Source organism: Limimaricola hongkongensis DSM 17492 (genome assembly GCF_000600975.2).
Taxonomy (GTDB): domain Bacteria; phylum Pseudomonadota; class Alphaproteobacteria; order Rhodobacterales; family Rhodobacteraceae; genus Limimaricola; species Limimaricola hongkongensis.
Genome location: NZ_KK088652.1, coordinates 324,463 through 339,572, shown reverse-complemented (window position 1 = coordinate 339,572; position 15,110 = coordinate 324,463). Strand labels below are relative to the sequence as shown.

Here is a 15,110-nt window from a genome sequence, read left to right as displayed (position 1 = left end):
GGAGCCCGCCATGGAAACGCTGTCCCCGCTCAACACCGCGACCGCCGCGACCGCGAAGACCGGCGGCGCGCGCGAAAAGCTCTCCACCGATTACGACAGCTTCCTGACGCTGCTGGTCGCGCAGGTGTCCAACCAGGACCCGCTGGAGCCGATGGATTCGACCGCCTTCGTGTCGCAGCTCGCGCAGCTGACGCAGGTGGAGCAGTCGATCACCTCGAACGAGACGCTCGACAAGATCTCTTCGCAGCTGAGCACCAGCGGCGCGCGCTCGGACGTGATGCTGCTCGGACATGACGTGCTGGTGCCGACCGACCAGTTGTCGCTGCTCGACGGCGAAGCGCGGTTCTCCTATGCGCTCGATGCGGCGGCCTCCAAGGTGTCGGCCCGCATTCTCGGCGAAGACGGCGTCGAGCTGCGCCGCATCGACAACCTGCCGCTGGGCGCCGAGGCGCGGCACGAGGTGGTCTGGGACGGGCACGATTCCGAAGGGCTGCCGGTGCCGTCGGGCAATTTCCGGGTCGAGATCACCGCCCTTGATGCCGAGGACGAACCGGTCTTTCACTCCACCTACGCCTCGGGCGTGGTCGAGCGGGTGGCCTTCCGCGACGGCTGGCCGATGCTCGGGCTCGACACCGGCGCCGAGGTGTCGCCCGACAGCGTCATCAGCGTGCGCTGACCGCGCGGGGGCCGCGCGCCCCGCCATCATTCTGCCTCAATGCGTGACGATCTGCGGCTCGGGTGCTGCGGGCTCTGCCGCGGCGCTGCGCTGCGGGATGTCCTGTCGCGCCACGTCCTGCTTGAACATGTTGGGAAACAGCACCTCGTCCACCGGCATGCCGATCGCCCTGAGATCGCCCAGCACCCGGGCCGAGAGCGCCTCGGTGTCGATGGTGGGGCCCGACATGGCCGGTGTGGTCGCCGCCTCGGTGAGCGAGGCAAGCACCGCGTCGCGCATCCGCAGCAGCGTCTCGGGCGTCTGTTCGACCTGCTTGACCAGATCCGCCTCCGGCATCGCCAGGGCGATGTCGGCCACGACGTAGGTGATGCTGCGGGTCTTGAGCACCGGCACCGTCAGCCGCCCGACCTGCAGGAGCGGCGCGGCCGGGGCGGCCTTGGCGTCGCCATACCCCTTGGCCGTCTCTGGCGCGGGGGCGCCGGCTTCGGGGTCGACGGGCGCGGGCGGAATGCCGAGCGCGGCCTGGTCGCCGGGCTGCCCCGGCGCCGCGTCGGTGAGGGTCGCGGGGTCGGCCGAGGCCACGCGGGTCTCGGCCGGGACAAGATACATCCCGGCGCCGTAACCGCCCGCGAGGCAGGCCAGCGGCAGGGAAATCATGAGGATCGTGGATTTCATCGGACCATCGCGTCGGTTGCGTTCGGTCCCTGTATCGCCGCGCATCGTGGCGGCAATTGCGTGTCAGTAGGGCAAGATGATGTCCATTGCGTCTTCGCCGTAGCCGCGCTCTTGCGTGCGCGACAGCTGGCCGCGCCCGCCATAGGTGATGCGCGCCTCGGCGATCTTCTCGTAGGGGATGGTGTTGTCCATCTGGATGTCCTGCGGCCGGATGATGCCCGCCACGCGCAGCTCGCGCAGCTCCTGGTTCACCTTGACCTCTTGCCGGCCCGCGATGACGAGGTTGCCGTTGGGCAGCATCTGCACCACCAGCGCCGCCACTTTCAGCTCGATCGATTCGTTGCGGGTGATCGAGCCCGAGCCCGCCACGTCGGTGGTCGAGCCGATATCGACGATGTCGCCCTGCGGCAGATCCTCGGGGCCGACGCCGGGCAGGATCCTGTCGATCTGCGTGCCGTAGCCGAACAGCGTCGGAAAGGCGATCGTGCTCTGCCCGTCGCGCGAGCGCTGGCCCGCATTGCGCAGCTGGGCGCGGTCGTCGATGCGGATGTCGACGGTGAGGATGTCGCCCACCTGGCTGGCGCGCTGGTCGGCGAAGAAGCCGCCCGATCCGCCGCGCTCCCACAGCGAGGCGGCCTCGGCGCGCTGGAAGACGCGCGGCGGGGCGGGGGGCGGCATCGGCACCGACACGGCGGCGGCCTCGGGGATCGTCACCGGGTTCACGGCGATCGCCGTGGTCTGCGGGTCGCGGTCGAAACGGTCGCGCACCCCGCCGCAGCCGGAGACGAGCGCCGCCCCCAGCATCAGGACGGGCAGGGGGCGCAGATGGGTGCGGCTCAACGAAAGACCTCCACGATGCCCTCGGCGGTCGCGATACCGGTGAGGGTGGTGTTGCTGGATGTGTTGACGATGCGGACGTCCTGCCCGCGATGCGCGTCCGACAGCGCCCGGCCCGGCGCCTTGAGCCGGAGCGCGCCATCGGCGAAATGGATGCTGACCTCGTCGCCGCGCTCGATCACCAGCGGCTGCATCACCGACTGCACCATGACCGGGCGTCCCTCGGGCAGCATCCGGCGCACCTGCATGCCGATCACCGCCTCGGGATCGATCACCGCATAGGCGCCGAGCCGGGCCTGCGGCAGCCGCAGCTCGTCGAGATCGCTCTCGGCGACGATCTCGCCGGGCATCAGGCGCCGGTTCGGCACCGGCAGCGGCACCATCACCGATGCCAGCCCGCTGACCCGGTGCAGCCCGCCGCCATCGTCGATGGCGTTGGCCACGAAGCGCCCCGAGGCCGGGTCCATCCAGAACTCGGCGATCAGCGCCGCCTCGCCGGGCGGGTTGCCGGCAAAGCCGATCTCGAACTCGGCCCGGTCGGGCAGGGTCGGCCCGAGATGGTCGCGCGCGCGCTCCTCCACCAGAAGCGGCAACGGCGCGGCGGCGGCGGCCAACGGCGCCGCGAAGGCGATGAAAAGGGCGGCGAAGCGCATCACTTGATCTGGTTGGCGGCGGTCATCATCTGGTCGGCGGTCTCCAGCGACTTGGAGTTCATCTCGTAGGCGCGCTGCGCCGAGATCAGGTCGGTGATCTGCTGGATGATGTTGACGTTGGAGTTCTCCAGGTAGCCCTGCCGCAGGATGCCGATGCCCGGATCGCCGGGATTGGCGGGGACCGCATCGCCCGAGGCGGTGGTCGCCTGCAACAGGTTGCCGCCAAGCTGGCGCATGCCCGCCTCGTTGGTGAAGGTCGCCATGGTGATCCGGCCCAGCTCCACCGGCACCGGGTCCTGGCCGACAAAGGCCATGACCACGCCCTGCTCGGAGATCTCGACCTGCGTGGTGTTCTCGGGCACGACGAGACCGGGATCGAGCTCGTAGCCCTGCAGGGTGACGAGCTGGCCCTCGGCCGACAGCTGAAACGCGCCGTCGCGGGTGAAGGCCTGGCCGCCATCGGGCAGGTTCACGGTGAAGAAGCCGCGCCCGTCGATCGCCAGATCGAGCTGGTTCTCGGTCGCCATCAGCCCGCCTTGGGTGTTGAGCCGCACGGTGCCCGCCGTCTCGACGCCGAAGCCGATATCGATGCCGGTGGGCCGCATCGTGCCCGCCTCGGAGGTGAGCGCGCCCTCGCGGCGGACGGTTTCGTAGATCAGGTCCTGGAACGCCGCGCGGCTCGACTTGAAGCCGGTGGTGTTGGCGTTGGCGATGTTGTTGGAGATGACATCCACGTTGGTCTGCTGCGCCAGCATGCCGGTGGCGGCGATTCCGAGGGCTTTCATGGTCGGGCTCCTGTGTCGGGTCCGGGAAAAGAGGTCAGGTCTGGCTGCCGATGCGGCGCAGCATGTCGCGGGTCAGGTCGTCCTTGCTGCTCACCAGCTTGAGCGCGCGCTCATAGGCCTGCTGGATCGCCATCAGTCGGGTCATTTCGACCACCGGCTGCACGTTGCTGCCCTCGACCGCGCCCTGCACGACGCGGGTGCCGTCAGCCGCGGCCCGGGCGGTGTCGCCGGCCTCGGGCGCGACGAACATGCCCGCGCCGATGCGCTCATAGCCCTGCAGGTCGGGCAGCTCGAACAGGCCGACCCGCCCGATCACACCGCCGCCCAGCGTCGAGATGGTGCCATCTTCGGAAATCGTCACGTCGCCGCCGATATCGGGCGGCAGCGCGATCGGCGCGCCGCCGGGATCGAGCACCCGCGCCCCCGACAGCGTTACCAGCGCGCCCTCGGGATCGAGCGCGAAGCGCCCGTCGCGGCCATAGGCGGTGCCGTTGTCGGTCTCGTAGCCGAACCAGCCATCGCCCTGCAGCGCCAGATCGAGCGGGTTGCCGGTCCGGCTCATCGCGCCCTGGTTGGGGTCCATGTAGGAGCCCTGGTCGATCAGGAAATCGGTTTCGTGGTTCTGTTGCGTGCCGCTGGCGCGGTGCAGGTAGCTGTCGAACACCACGCGCTCGCCCTTGAACCCGGCGGTGTTGGCGTTGGCGATGTTGTTCGCGGTCACGTCGAGCGCGTTGCGCATCGCCGTGGCGAGGGACAATGAAACATAGGTGCTGTTGTCCATCCCGGCCTGTCTCCCGATTCCCACGATTCCCGACGCTTGCACATCGTTGTTGCGACTGTTGTTGCGCCGTTGCGGAAACCGATCAAGGATAGTCTAGATCAATTCATGGGGTCGTGGCGGATTTGCCAAGATTAATGAGCATATGTCTGGGGGTTGCCCTGCTGGGTGACGTCGCTGCCGCCGAGGCGCCGGTGACGGCGCCCGCGCCCGTGGCGGCGCATGAGGCGGGCGGGGGCTACATCGACCGGCGCGCGGCGTTGATCGAAACGCTCGCCATGGCCTCAGACGAAGGGACCCGCGCCGGGCTGCTGCTCGATCTGGCCGCGCTCTCGGCCGATCACGCGCTCGGGCCGGAGGCGCTGTCTTTCCTGTCGGGCCTGCCCGGGACAGGCAAGGCCGGGCTTGCCCCCGCGCTTGCCGCGCGGCGCGACCGGATCGCGCTCGCGGCATGGGGCCTGTCCGGCGACGAGACCCCGCCCGAACCGCTGCGCGCGCTGATCGAAGGTCGGGGTGACACGGCAAGCGGCTGGGTCGAAGCCCCGCTCTGGCGGGCGTTGGCGCAGGCGCGCGCGGGCGATGTGGAGCGCGCGGCCGAGCACCTGCCGCATCTGGACGCGGCGCTCGACGCGATGGCCCCGGCGCTGGCCGCAGCGCTGTTGCCCGAGCTGCTGGAGGCCGCGATCGAGGCGGGCCTTTGGGACGCCGCGCATGGCCTCGCGCAGCGGTTCGACCGGCACCCCGAGCTGCGCGGCGGCAGCGCCTACCGGTTCCTGCTGGGCCGGGCCGCGCAGTCGGGCGGCAACCCGGTCATGGCCTTCGACAGCTATGCCATGGCCGCGGGGGGCGGTGATGTCTGGGCACAGCGGGCGCGGCTGGCGCTGATCGATCTGGGCCGCGCCACCGGCACCCTGCCGCCCGAGGACGCCGCCGTGCTGCTGCGCCAGAGCTGGCGGCTGTGGCGCGGCGACGCGCTCGAGGTGGCGACGCTGGAGCGGCTGGCCGAGGTTGAATACGGGCGCGGCGAGATCGAAGCCGCGATCACCGCCCTGACCGAGGTGCAAAGACGCCACCCGCGCAGCGATGCCGCCCGCCAGTCCGGCGACCGGCTCGACCAGATGATCGCCGATCTCTACGCGCAGGGCGCCTCCGGCGCGCTGCCGATCGCCGAATTCGTCGCCGCGCACCGGCACCTGTCGCCCGAGCTGACATTTCGCCCCGGCTTTGCCGCGCAGGCCGAACGGCTGGCGGGGCGGCTTCTGGAGATCGGCGCCACCGACGCGGCGGCGCGCGAATACGCCGCGATCCGCGACCAGCTCGCGGTGATGCATGATCTCGAGCTCGAAGAGGTGCCGCCGGGCCGGATCGACGCGCTGCGGCTGGCGCAGGCCGAGGCGCTGCTGCGCGGCGGCCAGGTCGCGGCGGCGGCGCGGGCGCTGGGCACGGCGCCCGCCTCGGTGCCCGAATTGCGCGACCGGCTGGCGCTGTTGCAGGCCCGGCTGTCGAGCGCGACGGGGGATGGCGACGGGGTGATCGCCACGCGCATGGAAATCCCGTCCGAAGGTTATCTGCGGCTGCGCGCCGAGGCGCTGTTCGACCGGGGCGAATGGGGGGCCGCGCGCGATGCCTATGTGTCGCTGTGGCGCGATCTGGGGCCGGATCTGGGCACCGCCGGGACGATCCGGCTGCTTCTGGCGGCGCATCGCGCCAATGATGCGGCGCTGGTGGCCGAGCTGCTCGACCGGCTGCCGATGCTGGCGGGCAGCCCCGAGCTGGCGGAGGTGGCCCGCTCGCTGGCGCCGGTGGCGCCCTTGTCGCTGCCGATCGGCCAGAAATCCGCCACGGACCGGATGCAGGGGGCCGATGCCGCGCTGCGCCGTCTCGAAACCGTCACGGGAGATGGGTGATGACCATGCCCGTTCACCACCGGCCTTGGCCGGACATCACGACCGGCCGGGGCGCCAAGACTCCCGGTGAAATCAATAACGAGGGACAGGCAGGATGAGCATTTCCTACGCGATGCAGACCGGTGTGAGCGGTCTGCGGGCGAACTCCACGGCGGTGGGCCGGATTTCGGAGAACATCGCCAACGCCAACACCGACGGCTACCGGCGCAGCTTCGTGCAGATGGTGACGACCAGCACGCTGAGCGACAATGCCGGGATCTCGCCTTCGGGGGTGCGCGCCTTCCAGAGCGCCGATGTCAGCACCGAGGGCGCGGTGCGCGCCACCAATTCGGCCACCGACATGGCGATCGGCGGGCAGGGGTTCTTCGTGGTCAGCGCCCAGCCCAACGAGACCAATGAAAGCAACTTCTTCCTGACCCGCGCGGGCTCGTTCCTGCCCGATGAGAACGGCGACCTGCGCAACGCGGCGGGCTATTACCTCGCCGGGTTTCCCTATGACCAGACCGCCTCGATCGGCAATGTCGACCGCAACCAGTTCGGCGATCTGAAGACCGTCAATCTCGGCAGCCTGTCGCAGACCGGCTCGCCGACCAAGGAGATGACCGTCAGCGGCAACATCCCCGCCCAGCAGACCGGCCTGGCCACGCCGGGCGAGCCGTTTCTCAGCTCGGCGGAGTATTTCTCGCCGCTGGGCGAGGCCGAGCGGATGCAGTTCTCGTGGCAGCCGACCGCGACGGCCAGCCAGTGGACGCTGAGCATCGCCGACGCGGATGGCACGCAATACGGCGACGTGACGGTGGATTTCCACGACAGCGGCCCGCTGGCCGGGGCGCCGCGGCTCTATTCCAACCCGGTTTCGACCGCCACGGCGCCGGCGGGCTTCGCCTTCGATCCGGCGACCGGCACCGCGACGCTGACCGTCGACAACGGCGCCGTGCCGCAGGTCATCGAGCTGGCGATCGGCGAGCCCGACACGCATGGCGGCATGACCCAGTTCGCGGGCGACTACTCGCCGCTCAAGACGGCGTCGGACGGGGCCGAGAGCGGCGTTCTGGTGCGCACCGAGATCGACGAGCGCGGCGATGTCTACGGCGTGTTCAACAATGGCAACCGCAAGCCGCTCTACAACATCCCGCTGGCCGAGGTGGCCAATCCCGACGGGCTTTTGAAGGCCGACGGCAACGCCTATGCGCTATCGCGCGGATCGGGCAAATACAGCCTGAACCAGGCCGGCCAAGGCTCGGCCGGGGCACTGACGGCGGGGGCGCTGGAAAGCTCCAACGTCGAGATCGCGCAGGAGCTGACCGAGCTGATCAGCACCCAGAGGGCCTATTCCTCGAACGCCAAGATCGTCACCACCGTCGACGAGATGCTCGACGAGACGATGCGCCTGAAGCGCTGATCGCGGCAAAGGGGGCGGGCCTGTCCTGTCCCCGATGAAGTGTTCCCCCCGCCGGTGATCCGGCGGGCGGTGGCGTTCGGTGCGGGTGAGGCGGCCCCGCGACATGCCGCGCATCCTTCGCGATGGCATGAGAGGCGCACCGGCCACCGGGAGCGTGGCGCTGCCCCCTGAAGGCAGGGCCACGCTGCAGATTTCGCGGGTGGGCGCCATGTGGCCCATCACTCTCGGAAGCGCCCGGATCGGGGCGCAATTCGCGGGGTGGCCGGCAGCCTAACCGATCGTTTCCCATATGGCGGGTTTTACCCCACGACGCTGTGGGTTCGCCGTGAATGTCGGGTATTCAGGCGTCGTTTTGGTAGGCCCGGAGGGACTAACGCCCATGATTTTCCGTCCTTCTTTACAATGCGTTGCGGGGCGCGTGGGGTAGTTTTTGCGGCGTGGGGTAGTTTATAGGTCGAGCCCGCCCATCCTCGAGGTCAGCAATTCCGCGATCTCACCCCGCTTTGCGTTCGCCACGTAGACCTGCGATTCCGCGCTTCCCATCCGGTGCCCGAGCAGCACGTCGATCTCGTAGCTCGACGCGCCGAGCTGCGGCAGGATGGACGAGAGCCCCTTACGGACGCCGTGCAGCGAGCCCTTCACGCCTGCCTCATCGAGCCACGCGCGCACTGCGTTGCCGATCCCGCCGTGGGTATAGAGCCTGCCCCAAGCGTTGAGCAGGTAGGGTCCGCCCGTGTGGCCTTCCAGCTCGCGCTGGAGCGTCGGCAGCATCGGGATCTCGACATAATCGTGCGGCGGTTTCGACTGCCTCCAGCGCAACCAGACGATGCCCTTGTGAATAGCCCCGTGTCTTGTGGACGCCTTCTTCGCTAATTTTGAGGCAAGGAGGCCATGATGAGCAGCAGCAAGTTCAGCGACGAGTTCAAGCGGGACGCGGTCGCGCAGATCACCGAGCGAGGCTACCCGGTCAGGGAGGTGTCGCAGCGGCTTGGGGTCAGCCCGTATTCGCTCTACGCTTGGAAGAAGAAGTTCGCGAAGAACTCTTCGGGCGAGGTGGAGAAGGACACCGAGATCCGGCGCCTCAAGAAGGAGCTGGCGCGGGTTTCGGAGGAGCGCGACATCTTAAAAAAGGGCGAGCCATTGTCCGCCATCGGTCCGAGGACGATGGCGAGCGCGTATTTCGCCAGGGATGCAAAGTGAGATACGCGTTCGTGGCCCGGCTGGACAGTCGCAAGCCTCAACGCGACCTTGGGCACCAAGGCTTATGGCTTCGTCGGCAGCGTCGAGGGAAACACGACGGATACCGGCATCGCGAACGCCTTCGGATTCACGGCAGCCGATATCCCCTCGGGCGCCACCATCGACGGCATCGAGATCCGCACCCAGGTCGGTTCGCAGCACGGCACCCGGTCTGTCCGCACGCTCTCTGCCTTTCTGACCAAGGATGGCGGCGCCACGGCTGTCGGCATGTCCCAGGCCAACCAAACCGAGGTGTCCGGCTCCGGGCAACTCCTCGTGCACGGCGGTGCGGCGAACCTCTGGGGCGCTGCGCTGACGCAGGCTGATGTCGTGTCGAGCGGCTTCGGCGTCCGGCTGGTCTTCGAGCGCTTCTTCGGGGTGGCAGGCGGCAACAACACCGCTGCACAGGTCGATAGCGTCGAGATGCGTGTCCACTACACCGAGGGCGGTGGGGGCGGCGTCACCGGGGCGGGTTCTGGCGGGTTCGATGCCGGGGCTACGGCCACGGGCGAGGTAGCTGCCTCCGGGCAAGCCTCGGGCGGCTTCGGCCTCGATGGGGAGGCTGCGGGCGCTGTCGGCGTCACCGGCTCCGCATCCGGCGGGTTCGACGCGGACGCCACTGGCAGCGGTGACGCGCCCATCACCGGCACGGGCGCGGGCGGCTTTGCCACGGGCGTCACGTCCGAAGGCTCTGCGCAGCAAACGGGCGGCGGCTCGGCGGCGGGATCGTTCACGACCACGGCGGGCGGCACGGGCGAGGTTGCTGCCGCGGGGCAGGGTGATGCGGGCTTTGCGTCTGCCGCTTCCGCCTCCGGCAGCTCCGCCGTTTCCGGTGTTGCGGCAGGGGGGGTCTCGACCGAGGGCGGGGCTACCGGACAGGTGGCGACAGCCGGACAGGGGGCAGGCGCGTTTTCGACCTCGAGCAGCGCTACGGATGGGGCCGCGATCTCCGGCAGCGGATCCGGAGCATTCGAGCCCTCAGCATCCGGCGTAGGGATCATCGGAGGCGATATCGCCCCGCGCGCGCCCATCGCAGCGCACATCGCCAGCCATCCGGCTGAGACACGCATCACCAGACATCCCGCGGAAAGCCGCATTACGAGGAAAAGCGCATGAACTGGCCGAACAAAGACCCCGACGACATCCTCGATTACGGCCGCGACTTCTCTGACGAGTTCCCCGCCGCGACCATCACGGCGGCGCGCAGGGCGTCGAAGTCCGCGAGGATGGTGGTCAGCTTGGCGCGGCCGTAGCGGAGGGGTTCGACAGTCACGGCGCCACCCCCACGGCCCGATCATGAGTTCCGACATTCACCAATCGTTCTTGGTATGTCTGGGGGCTCGTTCCGACGCTAAGGGCTGATTTAGCGAGGGTTTTAACCGGATTTGCAATCCGCAGCATAACTTTGATCGTAGCCGAGCTATCCCGTGAAAGTCTGAAGAACGTACAAGTCGGGTGCTGTGCATTAAGCACAATATTTACATATTTCCTCCTTATAGATGTCAAATTCGGTCGCAGATATATCCTTAAAGTACAAGAGGGTCAGTGATTTACAACCATAGAAAGTCAATGCGAATTTGGCTTGCTGGAAGGAGTAAATTATGGCGACGTTCGAAGGCGACAACTCTGGCAACATCCTCCCACCTCTTTTGGGAGTGCCCTTTGCTCTCGGAAACGATTGGCTGTACGGCTACGGCGGAGACGATCTGCTAGCTGGCTATGCCGGAGATGATACATTGGAAGGAGGGACTGGTTCCGACGTTTTGATCGGTGGCAGTCTCGACATTGTCGGTGGTCTGGGAACCACGAGCCTCGCAGGCACAGACACCGCATCCTATGTATTTTCCAGTGCGGGAGTCGGGGTAGATCTCTCCAACACCACCGATGTCGTCAGTCTCAGTCTTTTGGGTATCGATCTTCAACTTCTAAACGCAGCTGAAGGTCAGGGCGGAGACGCAGCCGGAGACTTGCTTGTAGGAATAACGAACCTTACGGGTTCAGATTACGCAGATGTTCTCACAGGCAATATTGAAGGAAACACTCTGATAGGTAGCGGAGGAAGCGACAATATCCGGGGTCTGGGTGGCAGTGACACGCTGCTAGGCGGCGAGGATGTCGATCGGCTCGATGGTGGGGCTGGCAACGACCATCTTTTTGGAGGATCGCATCGAGACAAATTGATCGGAGGGCTCGGCGATGATCTTCTCGATGGTGGCAGCGGGCAGGATCAGGCCATCTATCACAGCCTCGGTGCTAGCGTGGTGATAAATCTCGAACATGGCACAGCGAGCGGAGGTGGAGGAGAAGATGTTCTGCTGAGCATCGAGGATGTTTTCGGATCGGCATTCGATGATGTCATTTACGGCAGCAATGAAAGCAGCAATGTCTTGCAAGGATCTTTTGGAAATGACAGTATCTACGGCTTGGCTGGAGACGACGATCTGTACGGGGATGATGGCGACGATGTTGTTAAAGGCGGTGATGGAGGGGACAATGTATATGGCGGCCTAGGCCAAGATGTTCTGCATGGAAATGATGGACGCGATTTCATAGTCGGTGGTTCCGGCAATGATATTGCGCATGGCGGAAATGACGTCGACTACTTGTATGGCGGCACTGGCGATGACATGCTGTATGGAGGCGGTGGCACAGACTTCCTCTATGGCGGCTCTGGCGCTGATAAGTTTGTGTTTACTCAGGCTTCCGACACGGGGGTTGGTCAGTACTTCAGAGACGAGATCCGAGATTTTAGTAGCTCTGAGGGTGATGTCATCGATTTGACGCTACTAAGCGAAGGAAATATCAAGTTCGCTGGTTCCACTTTCACCGGGCGCGCTGACGAGTTCATTCTGAATAGTTACGAACGCATCGACGCAAGATTTTCGATCGCATCTCTCGATTTCGACGGGGACGCCAAAGTCGACGCGCAAATATATATCGAGACAGATCTAGTTAGCGCGTCGGATTTCATTTTGTAATGTCCCGACAATATCCAATCTGGACATAGCAGCAGAGTGCCAGTGATCGTGTGAATGTCACTGGCATTTTGGCGAGCGCGCGGAGTTTGTTTCTGTCTCGCTTCCACGTTACAATACGGGGGCCGCGCCTATCGGGTCGAGAAGGCGATCGGACAGGGCTCCAATGCGAACATTCTGAATTGCGCGGCCCTTCGTTTGCATAACCAACTCGGTTGCAGCTCAAAGCGAAGATACGACATTCCAAGTTTCATGTCGGTCACTTGATGGTGCACAATGCGGTGCACATGATGGTGCATAGTTGGCGGAGCATGCATAACTTATCAGTTGCTTGCGAAGAATCTCGTTGCGCAGGTAATCCCTCTCGCTCCGCCACTTCCATGATTCCGGCGCAGCGGCAAGGGTTGCCCTGCTCGGGCGAACCCTTGGGCAACGCGCAGTCTTCGAAGGGCTCCGCCTCTGGACAATCGCGGGTCCCCACGTCTTGGATGCGGCCGCAGGCATTGCAGCGGTCCATGAGGATCTTGCTGTCGCAGAGGCGGGTGGTGATCATGTCGCGCGAGCCGCAACCGCCGCAGCGGCCAGCTTCGTCACCTTCGTGGTCAGGGCACATGGCGGCCTCCTTGGTCGCAGAGTGGGGGTGCGTTTTCCGGCGCAGCTGGCCCCAGCAGGATCGCGTCTAGCTGCTCCTGATTGCGAGGCATGTCTCGGCCGGGCTCAGACTCGCGCCAGGCGGCGACGCGACGCAGGGCATCGCACCGCGCGATCCACCGGCCATGGGCGATACCGGCAGCATAACGTCTCGTCGTGAGCCGCCTGAGCTTCGTCGAGTCGAGCGCGGAGGCGGAGGATCTCGGCCTCCGCGGCCAAAGCGCGGCGCTCCGTGTCAGAGTGCAGCGGCGGGGTCGCGGTCTGGATCAGCCCAAGCCAGCGTTCGCAGCGATCCCACGCGGACTCGGCGGCAAAGCTGTCGTGCGACTTGATCGCGGCGCGCAGGACATCGAAATCCGCGAGGGTGGTGGACAGCTTGGCGCGGCCATAGCGAAGGGGCTCGGTCATGCGGATTTGGCCCCCGTTTCGCCCCGGCTTCGCGGTTTCGAACCGGTGTGAGCCGTGCCGAAATGCTGAACGGACAGGGGATTTAGGGGGAACATACGCATTTGCGCTGCCCTCCGAAGGCAGAGGACGCGTTCTCGATTTGAGGAGCCAGACGTGGCTGGCCTCGCACCCTGTTCAGGACGCGCTCCACCCCCCAATTCGTGGGGTAGTCGGCACCGTAAGCGATTGATTCCTATATGGCGGTTTTTACCCCACGTTGATATAGGTTCGCCTTAAATGTCAGATATTTAGGCGTCGTTTTGGTAGGCCCGGAGGGATTCGAACCCCCAACCAAACCGTTATGAGCGGTCTGCTCTGACCGTTGAGCTACGGGCCCCTGTCACGTCTCCTAGCAGACCGGGGGGGCGGGTCAAGTTGACGCTGGCCCTTGGGCGGTGCCTGAGGTATCGCGGCGTCACTTCACAAACCGGCATTCGGGGGACGCGATGCAGAAGGACGGGCTCACTTACGCGCAGGCGGGGGTGGATATCGATGCGGGCAACGCGCTGGTGGAGCGGATCAAGCCCGCGGCCAAGCGCACCGACCGGCCCGGCACCATGTCGGGCCTCGGCGGCTTTGGCGCGCTGTTCGACCTCAAGGCCGCAGGATATTCCGACCCAGTGCTGGTCGCCGCGACCGACGGGGTGGGCACCAAGCTGCGCATCGCCATCGACACCGGCCACCTCGACGGCGTCGGCGTCGATCTCGTGGCGATGTGCGTCAACGACCTCGTCTGCCAGGGCGCCGAGCCGCTGTTCTTTCTCGACTACTTCGCCACCGGCAAGCTGTCGCTCGACCATGCGGCGCGGGTGATCGAGGGGATCGCGGCGGGCTGCGAGGCATCGGGCTGTGCGCTGATCGGCGGCGAGACGGCGGAGATGCCGGGCATGTACCCGGCGGGCGATTTCGACCTCGCGGGTTTTGCCGTGGGCGCGATGGAGCGCGGGACCGCGCTGCCCGACGGCGTGGCCGAGGGCGACGTGCTTCTGGGTCTTGCCTCCGACGGCGTGCATTCCAACGGCTACAGCCTCGTGCGCCGCGTCGTCGAGCGCGCGGGCCTTGGCTGGGATGACGCGTCGCCGTTTTCGGACGGCACGCTCGGCGCGGCGCTGCTGGCGCCGACGCGCCTTTACGTCAAGCCGGTCCTCGAGGCGATCCGCGCGGGTGGCGTGCACGGCCTTGCGCATATCACCGGCGGTGGTTTGACCGAGAACCTGCCGCGCGTGCTGCCCGAGGGGCTTGGTGCCGAGATCGATCTCGACGCGTGGTCGCTGCCGCCGGTGTTCGGCTGGCTGGGCCGCGAAGGCGGGATCGAGACGGCGGAGATGCTCAAGACCTTCAACGCCGGGATCGGCATGGTCGTCGTGGTCGACAAGGACCGCGCCGACGCGCTCGAGACGCTGCTCGGCGATGCGGGCGAACGGGTGCACAGGCTGGGTCACGTGGTGGCCGGGCAGGGGGTCGCCTACACGGGCAAGCTGGCGTGAGCGATCCCAAGCGCGTCGCGATCCTGATCTCGGGCGGCGGGTCGAACATGCTGGCGCTGGTGCGCGACATGGGGCCCGATCACCCGGCCCGCCCGGTGCTCGTGGCCGCGAACGATCCTGCAGCGGGCGGGCTCGCGCGCGCCGCCGGGCTGGGCATCGCCACGGCTGCGGTCGATCATCGCCCCTTCGGCAAGGACCGCGCGGCGTTCGAGGCGGCGCTGAGCGCGCGGCTGGAGGCGGCGCGCCCCGACATCATCTGCCTTGCCGGTTTCATGCGCATTCTGACGCCCGGCTTCATTTCCCGCTGGGAGGGGCGGATGCTCAACATCCATCCCTCCTTGCTGCCGAAATACCGCGGGCTGCACACCCATGCGCGGGCGATCGAGGCGGGCGATGCCGAGCATGGCTGCTCGGTGCACGAGGTGACGGCCGAGCTCGATGGCGGGCCGGTGCTGGGGCAGGCGCGGGTGCCGGTGCTGCCGGGCGATACGCCCGACGATCTCGCCGCGCGGGTTCTGGAAAAGGAGCACCTGTTGTACCCGGCGGTGCTGCGCCGTTTCGCCATGGGCGACCGAAGGCCCATCCAGCTCTGAGCCCG

General features: G+C 66.7%; 16 protein-coding genes, 1 tRNA gene and 1 pseudogene. 9 read left to right on the top strand and 9 right to left on the bottom strand.

The window, feature by feature from the left end:
• Positions 1-10 precede the first annotated feature (10 nt).
• Complete coding sequence (locus LOKHON_RS09965; RefSeq protein WP_017929508.1) at positions 11-676, top strand: flagellar hook assembly protein FlgD; 666 nt, start codon at positions 11-13, stop codon at positions 674-676.
• Between the two features lie 36 nt (positions 677-712).
• Here LOKHON_RS09965 and LOKHON_RS15920 read toward each other — a convergent pair whose 3' ends face one another.
• From LOKHON_RS15920 to flgF, 5 genes are all read right to left on the bottom strand, one after another.
• Positions 713-1,351, bottom strand: a complete 639-nt coding sequence (locus LOKHON_RS15920; RefSeq protein ID WP_017929507.1) for a hypothetical protein — start codon at positions 1,349-1,351, stop codon at positions 713-715.
• 63 nt (positions 1,352-1,414) lie between these two features.
• Entirely contained in the window at positions 1,415-2,191 is a 777-nt protein-coding gene (flgH, locus tag LOKHON_RS09955; RefSeq protein WP_017929506.1) for a flagellar basal body L-ring protein FlgH, read from the bottom strand.
• Complete coding sequence (flgA, locus tag LOKHON_RS09950; protein WP_017929505.1) at positions 2,188-2,841, bottom strand: flagellar basal body P-ring formation chaperone FlgA; 654 nt, start codon at positions 2,839-2,841, stop codon at positions 2,188-2,190. Before flgA ends, flgH begins: the two co-directional genes overlap by 4 nt.
• Positions 2,841-3,626: a flagellar basal-body rod protein FlgG gene (gene flgG / locus LOKHON_RS09945; protein WP_017929504.1), complete on the bottom strand. Its 786-nt coding sequence runs from the start codon at positions 3,624-3,626 to the stop codon at positions 2,841-2,843. The genes flgA and flgG overlap by 1 nt, the downstream gene beginning before the upstream one ends.
• A gap of 34 nt (positions 3,627-3,660) precedes the next feature.
• A complete protein-coding gene (gene flgF, locus LOKHON_RS09940) occupies positions 3,661-4,407 on the bottom strand; it encodes a flagellar basal-body rod protein FlgF (protein ID WP_017929503.1) in 747 nt (248 codons plus the stop codon).
• A 134-nt stretch (positions 4,408-4,541) separates the two neighbouring features.
• Here flgF and LOKHON_RS09935 point away from each other — a divergent pair, with 134 nt between their 5' ends.
• Entirely contained in the window at positions 4,542-6,311 is a 1,770-nt protein-coding gene (locus LOKHON_RS09935; RefSeq protein WP_017929502.1) for a hypothetical protein, read from the top strand.
• 94 nt (positions 6,312-6,405) lie between these two features.
• Positions 6,406-7,713, top strand: a complete 1,308-nt coding sequence (locus LOKHON_RS09930) for a flagellar hook protein FlgE (protein ID WP_017928487.1) — start codon at positions 6,406-6,408, stop codon at positions 7,711-7,713.
• 447 nt (positions 7,714-8,160) lie between these two features.
• Here the strand turns inward: LOKHON_RS09930 and LOKHON_RS09925 are convergent, their stop codons facing one another.
• The gene (locus LOKHON_RS09925) at positions 8,161-8,484 is read right to left on the bottom strand and encodes a site-specific integrase (RefSeq protein WP_162561784.1); all 324 of its coding nucleotides are present in this window, start codon (positions 8,482-8,484) and stop codon (positions 8,161-8,163) included.
• A gap of 120 nt (positions 8,485-8,604) precedes the next feature.
• On the opposite strand from LOKHON_RS09925, the pseudogene LOKHON_RS09920 reads away from it, so the two are divergent.
• The 4 genes and pseudogenes from LOKHON_RS09920 to LOKHON_RS15915 all read left to right on the top strand — a co-directional run.
• Positions 8,605-8,930 (top strand): annotated as a pseudogene (locus LOKHON_RS09920) (transposase); the annotation flags it as partial.
• A 31-nt stretch (positions 8,931-8,961) separates the two neighbouring features.
• Positions 8,962-10,068: a hypothetical protein gene (locus tag LOKHON_RS09915; protein WP_017928490.1), complete on the top strand. Its 1,107-nt coding sequence runs from the start codon at positions 8,962-8,964 to the stop codon at positions 10,066-10,068.
• Positions 10,065-10,205, top strand: a complete 141-nt coding sequence (locus tag LOKHON_RS16165; RefSeq protein WP_017928491.1) for a hypothetical protein — start codon at positions 10,065-10,067, stop codon at positions 10,203-10,205. The genes LOKHON_RS09915 and LOKHON_RS16165 overlap by 4 nt, the downstream gene beginning before the upstream one ends.
• 348 nt (positions 10,206-10,553) lie before the next feature.
• Positions 10,554-11,930, top strand: a complete 1,377-nt coding sequence (locus LOKHON_RS15915) for a calcium-binding protein (RefSeq protein ID WP_110549236.1) — start codon at positions 10,554-10,556, stop codon at positions 11,928-11,930.
• Between the two features lie 256 nt (positions 11,931-12,186).
• Here LOKHON_RS15915 and LOKHON_RS09900 read toward each other — a convergent pair whose 3' ends face one another.
• From LOKHON_RS09900 to LOKHON_RS09890, 3 genes are all read right to left on the bottom strand, one after another.
• Complete coding sequence (locus LOKHON_RS09900) at positions 12,187-12,480, bottom strand: hypothetical protein (RefSeq protein WP_162561783.1); 294 nt, start codon at positions 12,478-12,480, stop codon at positions 12,187-12,189.
• A gap of 164 nt (positions 12,481-12,644) precedes the next feature.
• Entirely contained in the window at positions 12,645-12,986 is a 342-nt protein-coding gene (locus LOKHON_RS09895; protein WP_017928497.1) for a hypothetical protein, read from the bottom strand.
• A 300-nt stretch (positions 12,987-13,286) separates the two neighbouring features.
• Positions 13,287-13,362 (bottom strand) — tRNA-Ile (locus LOKHON_RS09890).
• Between the two features lie 109 nt (positions 13,363-13,471).
• Here LOKHON_RS09890 and purM point away from each other — a divergent pair.
• Both purM and purN read left to right on the top strand, forming a co-directional pair.
• A complete protein-coding gene (gene purM / locus LOKHON_RS09885) occupies positions 13,472-14,512 on the top strand; it encodes a phosphoribosylformylglycinamidine cyclo-ligase (RefSeq protein WP_017928498.1) in 1,041 nt (346 codons plus the stop codon).
• Positions 14,509-15,105 carry a phosphoribosylglycinamide formyltransferase gene (purN, locus tag LOKHON_RS09880; protein ID WP_017928499.1) on the top strand — a complete coding sequence of 199 codons (597 nt, stop codon included), beginning with the start codon at positions 14,509-14,511 and terminating at the stop codon, positions 15,103-15,105. Before purM ends, purN begins: the two co-directional genes overlap by 4 nt.
• Positions 15,106-15,110: the final 5 nt, after the last annotated feature.